This window comes from Chryseobacterium sp. HNCC26DJ241, from assembly GCF_057180505.1.
The window spans coordinates 1-17489 of record NZ_JBXUGL010000043.1 but is presented as its reverse complement, the minus strand read 5'-3'; the positions used below and the strand labels follow the sequence as shown (position 1 = coordinate 17489).

Here is a 17489-nt window from a genome sequence, read left to right as displayed (position 1 = left end):
TTATAAAGTAACAACTCCATCCACAAAACGTCCAAAAATATCAGAAATCCCATCCATCACGTTGGTAAATCTTGATTTGGCTATTACTTTTATCTTGTTTTTAAACAATTCGTCAAAATCTTTTTCTTCGTTCAGTTTTTTTTGAAAAAAATCTTGATCCAATTGATTTTTAAGGCTGTATAGCAAACTTATGCGTTCCATTTTGCTTGTCATATAAAGTTCAATCTCGTCTTTGTATTTTTTCAAAAGGCTAATTCCTTCGCTTTTGAAAAGATTAAATATATCTCCTAAAAGTTTTTTTATATCAAATTCCATCTGGTTAGTTTTTTATTGTTTTGATTTCGGTTTTTCAAGTTCAATTGAATAGAGCTCCGAGAGCTTATCGGAAAGGTATTTTTTATTTAGGAGAATTTCTGCATCACTCAGGTTTTTATTCTGGCGATGATAGGAAATATATTCATCAATGGTTTTATTTACAATTTCTATTGACTTTACAAATTCTGTATTTTTAGGAATAAATTTATTCATCGTATAAAGTTTATCCATATTGGTTTTTATTTCTTCATACGACTTTTTATTCTTCTCCCATGTATTGTCGTGGATATCATAAAGCATCTGATTATACATAGAATTTGTGTCCTGAATAATCGTCTGCAACAATGTGATATTTTGTTCATTTTGCCTAGTAATAACTGTACATGAAACGAGAACTGTAAAAAACAGAAAAAGAAAATATTTTTTCATAATCAATACATTGAAATAAATCTTCTCATAAAATTACGTTTTTTGCACTATTCGCATTAATAAAATATAGAAAATTCCTTACATTATTTCATATAAAATCATAAATACCATTTTTCCAACCCAAAATTTTAGAAGAATCCGCTCCAAGCCAATTTTTTAAGACTGTTGCATAAATTTTTCTGAAATCTTCGGAATAGATCAAATCACCATCATTCAGGTTTTGTAAATCGGGAAGAGAATTCAGGTGACCTTTCTTTTTCAAATTTCCTGAGATGAAAAACATTTGATTGGCTGTACCGTGATCCGTTCCATTGCTTGCATTTTGTGCTACTCTCCTACCAAATTCTGAAAATGTCATTAACAATACTTTATCAAATAATTTCTCTTTTTTCAGATCCGTAATGAAAGCCTTTACAGCATCATTGATCTCTCTGAAAAGTTTAGACTGCCTTTCATTTTGATTAGTATGAGTATCAAAACTTCCGATTTCCAAATAATAAACTCTCGTATTAATATCCGATTTGATAAGAGAAGAAACCGTTTTTAGATCTTTTCCTAATTGAGAATCGGGATATATCTGGCCGGATTGCTTTGCTTTACTTTTTTCAAAAATATACCCTGCATTATTAATCGTAGAGCCTAAAGTTTGATAAAGATACTCCACTGTTTCATGGTCGTGATTGTGAGTATCGTATAAAGATTTAAAATATTTTTCCTCACTTGTTTGGTAAAGCCTTTTCGGATCTTTAAAAGCGAACGCTTTATTATGATCGCCCTTCAAAGCCAAACTCAGCATATCATCCACTTCCAACGCTTGGGTTGGATGTTCACATTTATAGCATTCTTCATCCAGGTAACGTCCTATCCATCCTGTTTCCAGATATTCATCACTTTTGCTTGCACTATGCCAAATATCCATACTTCTGAAATGCGATTTGTCGGGATTCGGATAGCCGACATTGTTCATGATGGCCAATTCTCCATCGTCATACAATTTCTTAAAATATTCAAGTGCAGGATTGATTCCTGAATTATCATCCAATTTCAAGGAATTTTTTATTGAGATTGAATTTCGTTCCCTGAAATAAATATCATTCCTGATAGGAATAATGGTATTCAATCCATCATTTCCACCACTCAATTGCAAAACGACAAGAATTTTGTTTTCTTTGTCTAATGCTTCCGGAATGGTCATTGCTTTTAAAAAATTGGGCAGTATAAATGAAGCGGTAGCAAGAGAACTTATTTTTAGAAATTCGCGTCTTTTGATTATCATTTTATTAATTTTTAAATTTTAGACTATGATGTATATTCATCAACAAAGCTGATATTCCGGAGTACTCATGATATCAATAATATTCCTTCTCAAGGAGTTATCGGAAAAATTTTTCACGGCTTCCATATTCAATGATGATTTTCTCTGCAATAAAATATCCGACACTTCTTCATTGGCAATGTATTTTTCCACCGAATTCCAATCCACCGTAATGTTAGGATTTTTTAAAATCCGAGATGCTTTGCTGTCGTTATTTTTCATTCCCATATCAATATCGTCGTCATCTTTTGGCTGTACTTCCAGTGGCCGTAATCCCGACCAAATCTGTGGAATTTGCATTCTCAGCAAAAGTGTAGAGCTATCAATCCATGCTTTTCCGGAAGGCCATCCTGCAACATTCGGAGGATAAAGCAACATTTGCCCAAGAAGTTTCTGATAAATGATAAGATTCTGGCTGCTCTCAATTTTCATTGGAAGAATCCTCATAATTCCCACCATTAGCTCAATTGGTGATTTTATTCTTGTTCCGATATTTTTTTCATCATAAAACCAATCCGAAGTAAAAATGTTTGACATCAGCTTTTTTATATCATATCCTGATTCATAAAACTCATTGCTTAATTTTTCAATGATCTCCGGTTCTGCTTTTTCATTGACAAAGAATTTGTAAATTTTAGTGGCTATAAATTTTGCAGTTGCCTTTTGTTCCAAAATAATGGCAAGAATATCGTCGCCATCAAAATTCCCTGTTTTCCCTAAAAATGTTTTACTTCCAAAATCATGTTGTCTTGGTCTCTCCAAAAAACTTCCATCTTTCAGAAAACTCCAACCTGTAAATGCTCTTGCCGCTTCCTTAATATCAGCTTCTGTATAATTTCCTCTTCCCATAGTAAAAAGCTCCATCACTTCTCTTGCAAAATTTTCGTTGGGATGGTCTTTTTTATTTTGTTGATTGTTCAAAAACTGAAGCATTGCCGGAGATTTGGAAACTGCAAAAAGCAAGTCTTTGAAATTTCCCAGTGCATTTTCACGAATGGAATTGAGAATCTTTTCATTAAAAGTAGAATTCAGAGCTCTTGTCGCAAAATGTCCGTGCCAGAAAAACGCCATTTTTTCCCGAAGCTGATCTTCAGAAGTTATCATCTCATTAAGGAAATTAAGATTGAGCTCCAGATTTTGAAAACGGTTTTTCTGAGCGATTTGTTTTTTCGAAACCTCATCCATTTTAGAAAGAGATTGATAATCAATATCAACCGAAGGAGTATCAAAAGTTATTTTTCTAAACTTTTTTTCTTTTGAAATCTCATTCCAGAAGTTTTCCGGATTTTTTGTTTTCAGATCTTTGACCTGTAATAATTGCGGTCCAAAACCAGCCCGAAAAAGTAAATGTTTATTTTTTAGAAAGGAAGAAATTGCCATAGTTTTCTTCTTTTGATGCCGGCAAAGCATTAAAGTTAAAAACCATAAAAAAAGCCGGTCTTTATGAGACCAGCTTGGTATAGTTAGGATGATAGCTTATAATTCTGGGATTGGTGTATTTTCAAATTCTTTCAGAATATTTTTGAAAACCGTTTCAGCAGGAAGTATTTCGTCAATCAATGCGGAAACCTGCCCTATTTCTAATTCACCTTCTTCCAAATCGCCTTCGAACATTCCCCGTTTTGCTCTTGCTCTTCCGAGAGTTTCTTTCAATGCTTCCACATTCCTACCCTTTTCATAAAGATTTTCCAAATCGTGAAAAAATTTATTTTTTATTAAGCGAACCGGTGCCAATTCCTTCAATGTAAGCTGAGTATCACCTTCCTGAAGTTCAATAATTTTATTTTTAAAATTTTGATGAGAACTCGCTTCTACCGTTGCTGCAAAACGGGAACCAATCTGAACTCCGTCTGCTCCTAAAATCATAGCTGCTTTCATTTGAGAGCCTAAAGCAATTCCACCAGCTGCAATCAAAGGTTTGGAAATATGCTTTTTTACATTCGGAATCAGGCAAAATGTTGTGGTTTCGTCTCTTCCATTGTGTCCGCCTGCTTCAAAACCTTCTGCTACAATTGCGTCTACACCTGCATCTTCGCATTTCATTGCAAATTTTGTAGATGAAACTACATGAGCTACTTTTATCCCTTCTTTTTGTAAAATTTCTGTGTAGGTTTTTGGATTTCCTGCCGAAGTAAAAACAATTTTCACTCCTTCTTCAATAATGATATTGATGATTTCTTCCAGATTAGGATACAACATTGGGACATTCACGCCAAATGGTTTTGAAGTAGCCTGTTTACATTTCTGGATATTTTCTCTTAAAATATCCGGATACATACTTCCCGCTCCCAACAATCCTAAACCTCCACAGTTGGAAACAGCAGAAGCCAATCTCCAACCGGAATGCCAAATCATCCCTGCCTGAATAATAGGATATTGTATTTCAAAAAGTGTAGAAATCCTGTTTCTTTTTTCATTGTACATGCTTTCCGCAATACCAAAATGTATAAAATTACTCATGTCTCAAAAATAAAAAATCTCCAAATATTTTTGGAGATTTTTCTATATTAATTTGAAACTTGTGCCTTGTTCCAATTTTCTTTGAATGTACAGCTATTATAACGATCTGCAATAGAAATGAAAATATTCGGAATCCTTTCTTTTGCCCATTTTTCTACCATTTCATTTTTCTTTTTATTCAGCGCCATTTCTTTGATTCTATCATAATCCGTTTGCAATGAAAGCTGATGTTCAGGAATAATATCTTCTATCTGCACGATTGAAACTACTTTTCTCTGATTGAGCTCATCTTCAAAAACATCGGTAATATCTTTTTTATTTAAACCTGCAATCTGATATGAAATGATTGAAGGAAGAGCCGATTTTTCAATTTTATCCGAACCGTCCTGACTGGAAGTTAAAACTCCTGCATTGAATTTTGTTTTCTTATCATCCGAAAAACGAAAAGCTGCTTCTTTAAAACTGATTTTACCGTCTTTAATCAAGGTTTTGATACTATCCAATTCTTTCTTGGCAGAAGCTATTTCTTCTGCATTTGGCTCAGCTTTCAAAAGAATGTGACGTGCATCATAATATTTTCCATTTTTCTTGATAAGCTGTATAAGGTGATATCCAAACTCGGAAGCTACAGGTTCTGAAAGCTCATTTTCCTGTAAATTAAGTGCCGCCGCTTCGAAAGGTTTCACCATTTTTCCTTTAGAAATATTGGTATACAAACCACCTTTAGATGCTGATCCCGGATCTTCGGAATATATTCTTGCCAAATCTTCAAAACTCTCTCCGTTTTGAATATCTTGCTTTATTTTTTTCAGCTTGTCGATAATCTCTTGTTTATGAGCATCCGTAAGTTTAGGATATATACTGATTTCAGCAATTGTAACCTCATCATTTACTCTTGGAAGTTGATATTGATAGGTATTAAAAAAATCGGTAACTTCATTCGGAGTAACATCCGCTTTATCTGTAATTCTCTGAAATTTTGCCTGTCCGTAATAATTATCGGTATCAATTTTTTCGATGGCATTTTTCATTTCAAAAGCATTACGAAACTTGTATGTTGCCAACATGGTTTTTTCATCCGGAAACTGACCTAAAATCTGATCGTATTTTGCATTTGCATTCTCTTTAATTGCCGCAGAACGGTTTTCAATCAAAGTATCTCTTTTTGCTTCGTAGATCAAAACTTTATTGTTGATGATACTTCCCATGAATTCGCATCTATCTGCAACATTTGCTCCCTGTTGTTTTGCATAATTTGCCTGATCTTCAATATCCGACTCCAAAACAATCTCATCACCTACTACTGCCGCAATTCCGTCTACAAGCTGTCCCGGCTTCAATTGCGCCATTATTTTGCAACTAAATACGCTAAGCATTAGTGTAAAAAATAAGGCGAACTTCATTTTTGTATTCATACTTGATTTTTAATGATTTGCAAAATTATAATTATTGGCTGATTTTGCTGTATTTAAAATTATAATTATTTCTTAAAATTTTGTTCTAAATCCCTGAGAAATTCAGGTTGAACAACAATATTGGTTTTTGCTCTTTGCTGGGCAATAATTTCATTCAGTTTTTCATCAGTAACGGCATCTTTTACCAAATCTTTAGCCTCATCTTCTGTCATCTGAGTAGGTTGAAGAATATCATCAATAGCAATAACAAGATCCCTTTTCTCCATTTTTGTATTGTAGACACCTTTATTGAACGGAACTTTATATTTATTGAAAACATCTGCATTTTCGGACATTTCGCCATCTTCAAAATGTACAAGTATTTGATTTTGTGCATTCAATTTTCCATAATATTTTGCTTTCAATGCTTCCCAACCTTTTGTATCTTTAATCTGCTTTTTAATTTCGTCTACCAGATTAGGATCTGCAATAATTGCTACTCTTCCTTTTGCACGTTTTTCCCAAATGTATTTTGACTTATTTTTATTATAATATTCCGTAATCCATTCCGGATGTTTCTCCATTTGCTCTCTCAAGTATTTTGAAAAAACATAGTCAGAATATATAACCTTTTTGGTCTCGTTCAATTGTTTCTTTATTTCCTTCTGGTTTGGAAAATCATCACTATATGCTTTCAGAATATTTTGGTCTTCAAGATTGGAAAAAGCCTCGCTCCATTGTGAAGGTGATAGTTTAGCCGCTTCATCTTTATGCTCAGAAATTATTTTTTTCAGGTCTCCGACTGTAGTTTTAAAACCATTATATTGGTATAAAATATCTCCGTCTTTCGGATAAGTTGAAAATACCGAATAGGATTTTTCTAAAGTTTTGGTAAGTGGAAATTCTTTAAATCCCGGTTGCTTTTTTACATATTCCAGTAATTTGTCTTCCAAAATCTCAGAATATAGCGTATTCTGCATTTCCTTAAAGAAAAAATCCCGATTCTTATCATCCAAAACATACGGATATACCTGATAAATATAGAAAACGAAATATTTCCCATTCATCAATATTGGTTGAGAATAAAATCCTTTTTTCTGATCTTTCAATACATTATACACTTCGTCCGGTAAAGTTGGAGATCCCATTATAACACCGCCATTATTCTTTTCATGATCGTTAGAACCATTATTTTTAGCTACTTCTTCAAAACTTTTGCCGGATTTCAATTCGCTATAAATTTTGTTTTTAATTTCTTCCGCTTTTGAATCATTAGGATAAGAAATAGCTCCGAAAATGACATATCCCAAACTTGGTCTGGAACCTACTACTTTTGCAAAGGCAGCATAGTTTGAATTATTAATCAGTTTGGAATAAGAACCATTCGGAAGATTTTTGATATCATTAAAAAGAGTATTGTCTATAGCTCCCGGTTTCACATACATGGTTGTTGCTTTACCTTTTGTATATTTTGCAATAGCATCTTCCATGGTCATTTTTCCGGATTTTACCTCATCGTAGATTTTTTGGTAATCATTGATATCGCCTTCCGATTTCTGCACCATAAACATCTGGAGCTGCTTTTCCATTTTACTGGAACTCACAAAATCCTGAAGAATAGGTTCGGAAACCTCTTTCGGAAAAAAGAATTCTTTACGCAATTCTGCTTCTCTTTGCCAAAGATTTTCACGAAAAGCAGCAGTGGTATCTACTTGTTTAGATTTTGCAAACTGCTGAATAAGAATAAAATCCTGGGTTGTTTTAATTGTCTTTTCTACACCATTATTCTGAAGGCCATATAAATATTCCTTCTTGAAATCTGCCAAAGAAAGAGTATCTTGACCAATAATCATATATTGAGCAGATAATGTGGCAGCCAAAAATATGAATGCAAAAAATGCCGATATTTTTTTCATTTTGTTATAAAATTAAAATAGAGATTACAGAATCAAGGTTAAGTTAAAAATTAAACTTCCACTTCAAATGTAGTAAGTTCCTTAAATTGCGCAATTCTCCCGTTAATATCTTGTGAAGTTACCTCCTGAAGTCTTTCCGTTCCAAATTTTTCTACCGTGAATGAAGCTAATGCAGAACCAACAATAAGTGCCGACTTCATGGTATCAAAACCAAAATCTTCTTTTTTGGTAAGATATGCTGCAAAACCTCCTGCAAAAGTATCTCCAGCTCCGGTAGGATCAAAAACTTCTTCCAGCGGAAGTGCAGGAATTGCAAAAATTTTGCCATCATGGAAAAGTAAAGCACCGTGTTCTCCTTTTTTGATGATTACATATTTTGGTCCAAGAGTATGGATTTTTTTCGCTGCTTTTACCAAAGAATATTCTCCGGAAAGCTGGCGTGCTTCTTCATCATTAATGGTGATTACATCCGTTTTTTCAATCATTTTCATTAGATTGTCCCAAGCAATATCCATCCAGAAGTTCATAGTATCGAGAATCACCAATTTCGGACGTTTTTTCATTTTATCCAAAACCGATAACTGAACAGCCGGATCCAGATTCCCCAAAAGTAAAACGTCTGCATCATGAGCATGTTCCGGAACTTTCGGATCAAAGTCTGCAAGAACGTTTACTTCCGTTACCAAAGTATCTCTTGAATTCAGATCGTTATGATATTTTCCGCTCCAGAAAAAACTTTTTCCGTCTTTTATCACCTCTACTCCATCTACATTCACATTTCGCGATGTAAGCATATCAAAATATTCCTGAGGAAAATCTCCGCCTACAACCGAAACAAGGCTCACATCCGTTTTCATAATTGAAGAAGCCAAACCAATATATGTGGCTGCTCCTCCTAAAATTTTATCTGTTTTGCCAAAAGGAGTTTCGATAGCATCAAACGCCATAGATCCAACTACTAATAATTTCATATTTTAAAATTCAAAGTTTATAATTTAAGTTTATTTTATTTCCATTCAAAAGTATCAATCATGTGAAGAATATCTTTTTTGATATAATTGACAGCAGGAGCTAAAGAATCCGGTTTCGGGCGTGTATTGAAATACAAGTTTGCCGTAACAAAATGTTTTGTACTATCCGTTGCATAAAACTGAATATTTGAAGCACTTTGACCTTTCAATTCATAAAAATTTCCGAAAACTTTTTTTTCAGGATAACTGAATGATTTTGTTTCGATAGAAGATGCTTTAATTGTATGCTCATAAACCAGCTTTTCGGCCTCTTTTACATGAAGCATAAAATCATTCTGAATCGGGTAATAAGTGATAAAAACCTTTGCTTTCATTTTTGGATAATTGATGTAATACCAGCACGTTTTTTTTCCATTATCTACTCTTGAAAAGTCTGAATATTCAAAAGTATACGGACATGGCAAATCAAATTTTTGATATTTCGGAGCCGGATATTCCAGCCGAAGTTCGCCATAAGGTTTCGGAATCGGATCTTTTCCACAAGAAACCAAAGCCAAGGATAATAAAATGAATATTAGGTTTTTAAACATTCGGCAAAAATACTTTTTTTTGTTGGAAGATGGAAGCCAGAAGATAGAAGTTTTTCTTCAAGATTTTTTAAAAAGCTACTTCAAATTTTTTTAACCATTAAGAAATGAAGATTTAATTTCTTCAACCAAAATGGATTTATCATTTTCTCAATTAACGTGAGTTCGATGTAAGTATACGAAAAATGAAAAAACGCAAATTCCGCAAATATTTAATTTTCAATTACTTGCATATATTGAAAAATAAACAAATTTATTTTAATTAAGAAAACTACTTCTAAATCAATTTTTGGTATTGTTCATTTAATATAGTTTCGGGGGCATTTTATAAATTTAAAATATTGTAAAACATCAAAAATCAACTTTGTCAAAGATTTGAACTTTGACAAAGTTTCCTCAAAAAGCAGATGATCTATACTAAATTAACAATACCCAATTTTTTAATTAAACCATCATAGTTAAGTATTTCTCTAACGGTTTCGGAAAGGATTTCTGATGAGATTCTTCAAAATTAATGATAATGAAATTGCTTTCTTTTGCCAGTTTTTCAAATTCGTTTTTAGAATTAACTTCTATTTTATCAATCTGAATTGTCAGATTTTTATGGGAAAGTTTATGATGTACTGTTTTGGAATTTGTAATAAATTCTTCAAAATTCATTGGAATTTCAGTTGGGAATTCATACAATTTTTTCCAGATAAAATCATCTCCACGCTGCCGAATCAGAAAGCTATTCATGTATTGAACAAAGTAATATTTCAGAAATAAATCTTCTGATTTTGTCTTTTTCAATTTTATGGGGAACTGGTTTGTTTTTCCAAGATTAAAAGCCAGACAATCGGCATTCAAAGGGCAATTTCCACAATCAGGATTTTTGGGTTTACAAATTTCAGAACCCAAATCCATCATTGCCTGATTGAAATCTCCCGCTCTATTTTCGGGCATTATTTTTAACGCCAATTCGGTAAAATAATTGAAAGCCGAAGGTTTGGAAATATCAAAATCATCCTCAAAAAATCTGGACAAAACCCTGTAAAAATTGCCATCAACAGCAGGAGTTTTTCCACCAAAACAAATACTGGAAATAGCAGCAGCTGTGTATTTTCCGATTCCTTTCAGTTTCAGGATATCTTCATATTTTTCAGGAAATTTTCCGCCAAAATCTTCCATTATCTGGTGACTGGCTTTATGCAAATTCAAAGCACGGGAATAATATCCGAGACCTTTCCAATAGAGTAAAACTTCGTCATTTTCCGCTTCGTACAAAGATTGTACACCAGGAAATCGTTTCACAAAATTATTGTAATGCTGAATTCCTTGTTGAATTCTTGTTTGTTGGAAAACAATTTCGCAAATCCAGATTTTATACGGATCTTTTGTTTTCCGAAAAGGCAAATCTCTTCCATGATTTTTGTACCATTTCAAAAGTTTTTCGCCAATATAAAAAAGTTCCGTATCTGTCAAAATTGAAAATTAAACTGCGAAAATAACAGTTCTGAAAATAAAAACCATAAACTATGGAAAAGATTATTTCTTTTGAAAATCAAACCGAAGCAATCAATTGAATTTCAGTTCCTTTTTCTAAATTTTTGATGAAAACTGTTCCATTTATTTTGGACATTCTCCGTTTCATGTTCTGAAGTCCGTTTCCTGATTTTTTTTCCTGAGTCATTCCGATTCCGTTGTCCTGTATTTCAATATGAATAGTATTCTCATTGAAATTAAACAAAATAACAGTTTCCGAAGCTTTGCTGTGTTTTACTATATTATTCAAAATTTCCTTGATGCACAAAAAAAGATTTCTTCTTATTTCCGCAGTCACTGAGTGGTTTTCCGAAATATTGTTTTCGATCTTCAAAACAATAGCTGTTTTTCTAAAAAAATTCTCCGCATACAAAGAAATATACTGAACCAAACTATACATATTATCATTATCCGTATTGAGATTCCAAAGCATTTCGCGCATTGCAAGATTCATTTCTTCGGAAGTATTCAAAATATCATTGATGTCGTCATTCAGATTATTTTCTCCATCAATTTTTTGCTTCATAAATTCTGCGTGAAGTTTCAGTGCAGAAATTCCGGCTCCCAATTCGTCATGCATATCCGCAGAAATACGTTGTCTTTCTTCTTCCAAAAGCTTCTGTTTTTCGAGTTCTTTTTGGAGGATTTCGTTTTGGTACTCCACTTCTTTGAGCTGTTTTTCTTTGATAAAAAGAAGTTGCTTTCTGTTATATATCAGTACCACAAAAATGATAAATCCTACGAAAAACATCATCACAATAATTGCGATGATGTAAGTGAGTTTTATTTCGTAGGGAAGTTGCTTCATTTATATTTACAATTCAATCCTATCAAAAATATGAAATAACTAAATACGGTAACATAGTGAAAAATAGTATTGATAATATCCATAAAAGCAAAATCAATATTACTGAAAAAATAAGCCGGTAAAATTACAAACGCAAACATAGTACTCCAAAGAGCCATCCCCGAACTTATCCAAAATCTTTGCTTCTTATATATATCGATTAAATCAGGTGTTTTTATTTCATTAAAGAAAAAATTAAGAGATAAATATAAATATAGAAATATAACAAATAGACATGGAATTGTATCAAAATATTTCTTTGAAAAAAAAACATCATAAATAAAAACTAAAACCGAAAAAAAAACTAAGATTCCGAAGCTTATGTTATATTGCTTTTTTTTGTAACAAAAATAATATACAAAAGAAATATTGTATAATAATTGTGCATATTTATAAATTTGTATAGAAAGCTTTTCTTCAACAAAGAAAGAATAAAATTCTGCCAGAAAAACAGCGATAAAATACATCCATAATTTCTCTTTTCTTGCCTTTTCTCTAGCAAGAGAGAATATTGCACAAAGTGTAATAAGAATTAAATATATAATATCTATTTTTTGCATTTCTTATATCATACCTCCTCCAGAACCTCCGCAATATGGTCGACAAGTATGATATACATCGTTGGCAACCATAGCACCTGTTTTAATTATTTCGTCAGAATCCGACAAAGCAATTGTAAAATTAAATAAATGAGTAATCGAATGGAAAATATAACTAAAATTAATATCACTTAAAGCAGTATGTATGTATATTTTTTCACCTGATTCATATTTTTTAAAATCTTCCAAAGGAACAAATATTTTATCTGTATTTTCTGTTTTTATGCCTTTAGTTTTTGTGGAAATATCAATATTCATAGAAGGTTTAATATTATTTTTAAAAAGCCTAAAATAATTACTAATATTCTTAGTAACTTCTATTGGTTGATCCACATTCGTAACTATATAATATTTTGTATCATTATCAAAATTGATAGCAAATTGAAATTCATTTTTTTCGATTTCCGACATCAATTTTTTCTCATCATCGGAAAATGATGAAAGATCATCAAGCTGTATCAGACTAAATGTAACAATACTTGCATTACTTTTCAATATCTCATCAATACAATCTTTATTAATTGTATAATGATCTCTTAACTTTATATTTTTTGAAGCAAGACTATCTTTTATGTCTTTCGATAGCTTTTTCATTTCTGACAATTGAGATCCTGTGATGGGTCCACCCATAGTTTTTAAATTTGCCATTCTTGATATACAAATTTCATAAAGCTGCTGAAATTTATCCTCATCAATTGTCCAATTTGTTGGTGTTTTAATACTCATAGTTTTAATTTTTATTTAGGTTAAACATATTTATTGCTTCTACTTTATTGCTTACATGCAATTTTCTGTAAATGTTGCTGATGTGCTTTTTCACAGTATCCAAACTGATGAATAGTTTATCCGCAATTTCTTTGTAGAGAAAACCCTTTGAAAGATTTTCCAAAATTTCTTTTTCTTTTTTAGTAAGCTCTCCTAATTCTGGATGGACTTCATACGTTTCATGGAAATGTTGAAGTACTCTTTTCGCAATACTGAAACTCATTGGTGCACCTCCGTTATACACTTCACGAATAGAATGTAGGATTTTGTCCATGCTTTCGCCTTTTATCAAATATCCGGAAGCTCCTGCTTTCAGGGAATTGAAAATTTTCTCATCATCTTCGAAATTTGTACACATCATAAAATGAGTTTCCGGCATTTGAATTTTCAATTTTTTAACGACTTCTATTCCCAACATATCTTGCAGCTGAATATCCATAATCACCACATCAGATTCCGATTTTTGAAGATTTTCAAGCGCATCTTTTCCACAAAAATATTGTGCAGAAGTTACCATGTCTTCTTGAAAATCAATTACTTTTTTCAGTGCATTATTGTAATGAACATCATCTTCTACTATGGCAACTTTTATAGACATGGTTATGTGCTTTTGCTGTTACAAAGATTTTAAAGAAAATGCAAAAAATCAATCACCCTTTTGTGTGATTTGCAAATTTTCATGTTTCCTAAACCATTAATAAAATTAATTAAAAAAAATAATATGATTTATATTTTATAAAATAAAAATCTGATTTTACAAAATATTACACAAATGGGTGATTGACGGATTTAGTTTTTCAGAGGAAATTTGCTTTATAACTTAAAAACTAATAGCCATGTATTTTTATCACCTCCTTCTCATCATGTTTTCTACCGGTATCTTAGGTGGAACTGTAAATTATTTTTCCGATTCTAACAAAAAAATCATTTCAGAATCCGAAACCATAAGAGTAAGAAATATTCTAGTATGCATATTACTTGGAATTGCGGCAACGCTAATCGTTCCTTTCTTTCTGAAACTGGCAGACAGCAAATTGCTTGAAGTCATCTATCTATGTAATTATTCATGCAAAAAGGACAATGCTACGGATTATCTATTGTGGATATCGTATTGTCTCTTAGCTGCTGCAGCCGGAATGCGATTCATTGATATGCTTATCAATAGAATGCTTACTCAGGCAGAAATAGAAAAAACACAAAATGAAAACCAAACGGTAAAAACCGAAAACAAAGACCTTAGAGCCAAAGTAATCAAATCCAAAAAAGAAGAAGAAAAGAAAACAAGAAATTACGAAATCAGCGAAAAGGAACAATTTTCTCAATCCGAAATCAAAGCAAGATCTTTTACAGACTCTGCAACTGAATCTTTTTTCAAAATGCCGGAATTACCTCCTATTACACATCCGAACGATCCGCAGAAAGGAAGATTCGGAGGAAAGAGTTCTAATAATGGGAAAACTCTTTTAGCAGATTTTAAAGAATATTTTATTCCGGGATTTTTAGATGTATCCATTACCGTGAAATCGGATGATCCTGCTACTCCTCTGAAAGGTGATGTCTATCTTTTTCTCCATGATTCGTTCGCAAAATCTTTGGTAAAACTAGATGCAGAAGGAAAAAATGAAATCACTTACCAAGTACCTTCTTACGGAGCTTTCACAGTAGGAGCAATCACAGATTATGGAGATACTTTACTTGAACTTGACATTTCCGAACTCACTAATTTCCCTAAAGATTTTAGAGAAAGATAATTATAAATAGATGAAAGAAAATAGATAAGACATAAAAGACTTTCCTTCAAAAGGTTACAATTTTAAAATCATTATCTATTTATAGTACTTATATTCTAAAAAAACTATTTAAACAACTTATTTAAAAAAAATGCTGTTGAACTCAATTTATATAATAACCTTAAAAATAAAAAGCCATGAAATTTAAAAACTTACCTAAAAGCATCTCCGAATCCGTTGCAGAGAAAATTATACAAGTACTAAATGTGTGGGAAACAGGAAAAAAATCCGGTGTTTATGATTCTTATGTTGTATATGCAGACTTTACCTACAAAGGAAACAATTACAGACAAATTACCTACGGAAAATCCCAAACCACCGAATTCGGAAACCTGAAAAAATTAATCGAAATGTACATTAACTCAAAAGGTATGTACGCAGAACCTTTTAAGCAATATGTAGATAAAATAGGGAAAATTGTAGATGGAAACCCGATTTCTCTTTGGCAAAATGAGGATTTCAAAAAACTTTTAAAGAAATCCGCTATTGATGATCACATAATGAGAGATACACAAGATGCATTTTTCGATAACTATTACTTCCAACCGGCAGTAGCATGGTTCAATCAGTATAAGTTTTCGCAGCCTCTTTCTTTATTGGTTATCTATGACAGCTTTATCCATTCCGGAGGAATCTTCGCTTTTCTGAGACAAAGATTTCCTGAATTTCCACCAAGTATGGGAGGCAAAGAAAAAACATGGATTTCCGAATATGTACAAGTAAGACATGATTGGCTGAAAAATCATTCTAAAGATGTAGTTCGGGCATCTAAATACAGAACGCAAGCTCTACTAAATCTTATTCAAGATGAAAATTGGGATTTACAGAAACCTTTTAAAACACAAGGAGTTGAATTTTAAAAAACCAATAGCCATGAAAACTAAAATTTTATTTTTATTACTAATTACATCTACAGTTTTCTATTCTCAGAAAAAAAATACTGAAATAGAAATTAAGGATTCAAAAGATAAAAAAGGACTTCAAAAATCACAAAAAGATACTCTAAAATACCTTATAGTGTATAATTTTTCATCAGGAACTTATGATAGCGCAAATGTAAAACCCAAAAGAGGAAAACCTGTAAGTTTGAAAATCAAAAATATTAATCCTTTTTTTTATGAGATTAATATCAAAAGTGATGATAAAGCAATTTCATATCTAAATAATGATGCACAAGAAGCGAAAAAGATAGCAGATGAAATTCAGCAAAACAACTATTATAAAGTACAAGAAAATTTTGTATTTGAAGAAAGCTATATGACCCTTCTTGAATTAGACAATAGTAAAAATAAGCCTGAAACATCTAAAACAATTGCTAATCTAAACAATTTGTCTCAACAAAGAGAATTAATCATAATAAAGATAGATTCTATAAAGGAAAAAATAGAAAAACTAGATCAAAAAAAAGATGTTTTAAATGATGAGGAAAAAAAATCTTTGGCTACTTTAAAAGAAGATTTAACAAAAGAACTTCAAAAAAAGATAGAAAAAGATGGTGAAATTCAAGAATTAATCAGAATATCTGATGATGAAAATGTAATAAAAAAAAGCCTAAATAAAAGAATTGAAACCCTTAATAAAGCATATTATAAGTATGTAGATAATGCGAGAGAAATTATTAAAATTAATCAAAACTATAATAATTATATTGATAAAGTAATAAGCCCTGAAATTACTCTTGATATGTACAAAACTATAATTGAAAATCAAAAAAACAATACCATAAAAAGTGAAACAAACGATTTTGAAACGTCTTCCCCAATAGAAACTACATTCTTTTTAAGCAAAAAAAATATGGATTATGCCTATGGTGTTTTCAAAGTATATCGTCTTAATTATCAAAAAATAATTAACGAGCTTAATGAATGTATTCGTTTTTTAAATTATCAAAATTTGGATGCGCTTAAAAATAAAGACTTTTTAAAATCTGTTCTCGTAAAAGATATTGAAAGATTACAGAAATCGGTAAAAAATATTGATGATGTAGTACAGAAAATAAATTTATCCAAAAAACTCAATCAAGTAGAAATTTTGGATAGATTGTTAAGAAAAGAATCTACTTATGAATATGTTTCAGCACCAATACAAGGAGAAGAAGACTATTTGGAGTTTGATGTTACTATAAAAAGCAAAAGAAATCTTTCTGACTACTATCATATAGATAATACTAAAAACTTTAAGTACTTTGAATATTTGCAAGGAGGCGTAAGATTTGACTTTAGTATAGGCACTGTTTTCGATTTTGGAACAATAGATAATAAGTACATACTGAATGCAAGTAACAAAATAGAAAAAATAAGTAATAATAAATACAATCCCACAATTGCCGGAATTATACATGCAAGTTTCAGAAATTCTAGCGACTTTGCATTTGGATTATCATTGGGAACTTCCTTTAATACAAATTTCAGTTTCAATTCTATATTTCCCGGAGCAAGCATACTTATGGGAAAAAGAAATAAAGTAATTCTTACGGCTGGTCCATCATTCAGATTAGTAAATGAACTTAAGTCCAATTATTCAGAAGGAATGACAATAAATAATTCATTAACAGATGACGATTTACATACAAAAAAC

The 17489-nt window shown here is 31.6% G+C and carries 17 protein-coding genes; 3 read left to right on the top strand and 14 right to left on the bottom strand.

Features of this window, described 5'->3' with window-relative positions; all coding sequences use genetic code 11:
- From AC2A1C_RS14650 to AC2A1C_RS14585, 14 genes are all read right to left on the bottom strand, one after another.
- Positions 1-315 carry a hypothetical protein gene (locus AC2A1C_RS14650; RefSeq protein WP_484026628.1) on the bottom strand — a complete coding sequence of 105 codons (315 nt, stop codon included), beginning with the start codon at positions 313-315 and terminating at the stop codon, positions 1-3.
- A gap of 12 nt (positions 316-327) precedes the next feature.
- Positions 328-744, bottom strand: coding sequence for a hypothetical protein (locus AC2A1C_RS14645; RefSeq protein WP_484026626.1), 417 nt, complete (start codon positions 742-744; stop codon positions 328-330).
- A gap of 88 nt (positions 745-832) precedes the next feature.
- Positions 833-2020 (bottom strand): DUF1501 domain-containing protein, encoded by a 1188-nt coding sequence (locus tag AC2A1C_RS14640; protein WP_484026624.1) that lies wholly within the window; start codon positions 2018-2020, stop codon positions 833-835.
- 39 nt (positions 2021-2059) lie between these two features.
- Positions 2060-3439: a DUF1800 domain-containing protein gene (locus tag AC2A1C_RS14635; RefSeq protein ID WP_484026623.1), complete on the bottom strand. Its 1380-nt coding sequence runs from the start codon at positions 3437-3439 to the stop codon at positions 2060-2062.
- A gap of 96 nt (positions 3440-3535) precedes the next feature.
- Complete coding sequence (locus AC2A1C_RS14630) at positions 3536-4519, bottom strand: NAD(P)H-dependent flavin oxidoreductase (RefSeq protein ID WP_484026622.1); 984 nt, start codon at positions 4517-4519, stop codon at positions 3536-3538.
- Between the two features lie 47 nt (positions 4520-4566).
- Entirely contained in the window at positions 4567-5934 is a 1368-nt protein-coding gene (locus AC2A1C_RS14625) for a peptidylprolyl isomerase (RefSeq protein WP_484026620.1), read from the bottom strand.
- A 65-nt stretch (positions 5935-5999) separates the two neighbouring features.
- Positions 6000-7829, bottom strand: a complete 1830-nt coding sequence (locus AC2A1C_RS14620; protein WP_484026619.1) for a peptidylprolyl isomerase — start codon at positions 7827-7829, stop codon at positions 6000-6002.
- 50 nt (positions 7830-7879) lie between these two features.
- Positions 7880-8800 carry a PfkB family carbohydrate kinase gene (locus tag AC2A1C_RS14615; RefSeq protein WP_484026618.1) on the bottom strand — a complete coding sequence of 307 codons (921 nt, stop codon included), beginning with the start codon at positions 8798-8800 and terminating at the stop codon, positions 7880-7882.
- A 35-nt stretch (positions 8801-8835) separates the two neighbouring features.
- Positions 8836-9390, bottom strand: a complete 555-nt coding sequence (gene gldD / locus AC2A1C_RS14610; protein ID WP_484026617.1) for a gliding motility lipoprotein GldD — start codon at positions 9388-9390, stop codon at positions 8836-8838.
- A 441-nt stretch (positions 9391-9831) separates the two neighbouring features.
- Positions 9832-10851 (bottom strand): A/G-specific adenine glycosylase, encoded by a 1020-nt coding sequence (mutY, locus tag AC2A1C_RS14605; RefSeq protein ID WP_484026616.1) that lies wholly within the window; start codon positions 10849-10851, stop codon positions 9832-9834.
- A gap of 79 nt (positions 10852-10930) precedes the next feature.
- Positions 10931-11719: a sensor histidine kinase gene (locus AC2A1C_RS14600; RefSeq protein WP_484026615.1), complete on the bottom strand. Its 789-nt coding sequence runs from the start codon at positions 11717-11719 to the stop codon at positions 10931-10933.
- Positions 11716-12318: a hypothetical protein gene (locus tag AC2A1C_RS14595; protein ID WP_484026613.1), complete on the bottom strand. Its 603-nt coding sequence runs from the start codon at positions 12316-12318 to the stop codon at positions 11716-11718. The genes AC2A1C_RS14600 and AC2A1C_RS14595 overlap by 4 nt, the downstream gene beginning before the upstream one ends.
- 3 nt (positions 12319-12321) lie before the next feature.
- Entirely contained in the window at positions 12322-13083 is a 762-nt protein-coding gene (locus tag AC2A1C_RS14590; protein ID WP_484026611.1) for a hypothetical protein, read from the bottom strand.
- Positions 13084-13087: 4 nt separating this feature from the next.
- On the bottom strand, positions 13088-13720 hold the full coding sequence (locus AC2A1C_RS14585; RefSeq protein ID WP_484026610.1) for a response regulator: 633 nt from the start codon (positions 13718-13720) through the stop codon (positions 13088-13090).
- A gap of 238 nt (positions 13721-13958) precedes the next feature.
- Between AC2A1C_RS14585 and AC2A1C_RS14580 the strand changes: the two genes are divergently transcribed.
- The 3 genes from AC2A1C_RS14580 to AC2A1C_RS14570 all read left to right on the top strand — a co-directional run.
- Positions 13959-14873 carry a YEATS-associated helix-containing protein gene (locus tag AC2A1C_RS14580; protein WP_484026608.1) on the top strand — a complete coding sequence of 305 codons (915 nt, stop codon included), beginning with the start codon at positions 13959-13961 and terminating at the stop codon, positions 14871-14873.
- Positions 14874-15049: 176 nt separating this feature from the next.
- On the top strand, positions 15050-15772 hold the full coding sequence (locus AC2A1C_RS14575; RefSeq protein ID WP_484026606.1) for a chitosanase: 723 nt from the start codon (positions 15050-15052) through the stop codon (positions 15770-15772).
- A 13-nt stretch (positions 15773-15785) separates the two neighbouring features.
- Positions 15786-17489 (top strand): hypothetical protein (locus tag AC2A1C_RS14570; protein WP_484026605.1); only part of this gene is annotated, 1704 nt, incomplete at its 3' end.

Excerpts from the sequence above, each read along its gene's own strand:
- AC2A1C_RS14635 (WP_484026623.1), bottom strand. The coding sequence starts at position 3,439 with ATGGCAATTTCTTCCTTTCTAAAAAATAAACATTTACTTTTTCGGGCT.
- AC2A1C_RS14650 (WP_484026628.1), bottom strand. The coding sequence starts at position 315 with ATGGAATTTGATATAAAAAAACTTTTAGGAGATATATTTAATCTTTTC.
- AC2A1C_RS14630 (WP_484026622.1), bottom strand. The coding sequence starts at position 4,519 with ATGAGTAATTTTATACATTTTGGTATTGCGGAAAGCATGTACAATGAA.
- AC2A1C_RS14600 (WP_484026615.1), bottom strand. The coding sequence starts at position 11,719 with ATGAAGCAACTTCCCTACGAAATAAAACTCACTTACATCATCGCAATT.
- AC2A1C_RS14625 (WP_484026620.1), bottom strand. The coding sequence starts at position 5,934 with ATGAATACAAAAATGAAGTTCGCCTTATTTTTTACACTAATGCTTAGC.
- AC2A1C_RS14620 (WP_484026619.1), bottom strand. The coding sequence starts at position 7,829 with ATGAAAAAAATATCGGCATTTTTTGCATTCATATTTTTGGCTGCCACA.
- AC2A1C_RS14595 (WP_484026613.1), bottom strand. The coding sequence starts at position 12,318 with ATGCAAAAAATAGATATTATATATTTAATTCTTATTACACTTTGTGCA.
- gldD (WP_484026617.1), bottom strand. The coding sequence starts at position 9,390 with ATGTTTAAAAACCTAATATTCATTTTATTATCCTTGGCTTTGGTTTCT.
- AC2A1C_RS14575 (WP_484026606.1), top strand. The coding sequence starts at position 15,050 with ATGAAATTTAAAAACTTACCTAAAAGCATCTCCGAATCCGTTGCAGAG.
- AC2A1C_RS14645 (WP_484026626.1), bottom strand. The coding sequence starts at position 744 with ATGAAAAAATATTTTCTTTTTCTGTTTTTTACAGTTCTCGTTTCATGT.
- AC2A1C_RS14640 (WP_484026624.1), bottom strand. The coding sequence starts at position 2,020 with ATGATAATCAAAAGACGCGAATTTCTAAAAATAAGTTCTCTTGCTACC.
- AC2A1C_RS14580 (WP_484026608.1), top strand. The coding sequence starts at position 13,959 with ATGTATTTTTATCACCTCCTTCTCATCATGTTTTCTACCGGTATCTTA.
- AC2A1C_RS14590 (WP_484026611.1), bottom strand. The coding sequence starts at position 13,083 with ATGAGTATTAAAACACCAACAAATTGGACAATTGATGAGGATAAATTT.
- AC2A1C_RS14615 (WP_484026618.1), bottom strand. The coding sequence starts at position 8,800 with ATGAAATTATTAGTAGTTGGATCTATGGCGTTTGATGCTATCGAAACT.
- AC2A1C_RS14585 (WP_484026610.1), bottom strand. The coding sequence starts at position 13,720 with ATGTCTATAAAAGTTGCCATAGTAGAAGATGATGTTCATTACAATAAT.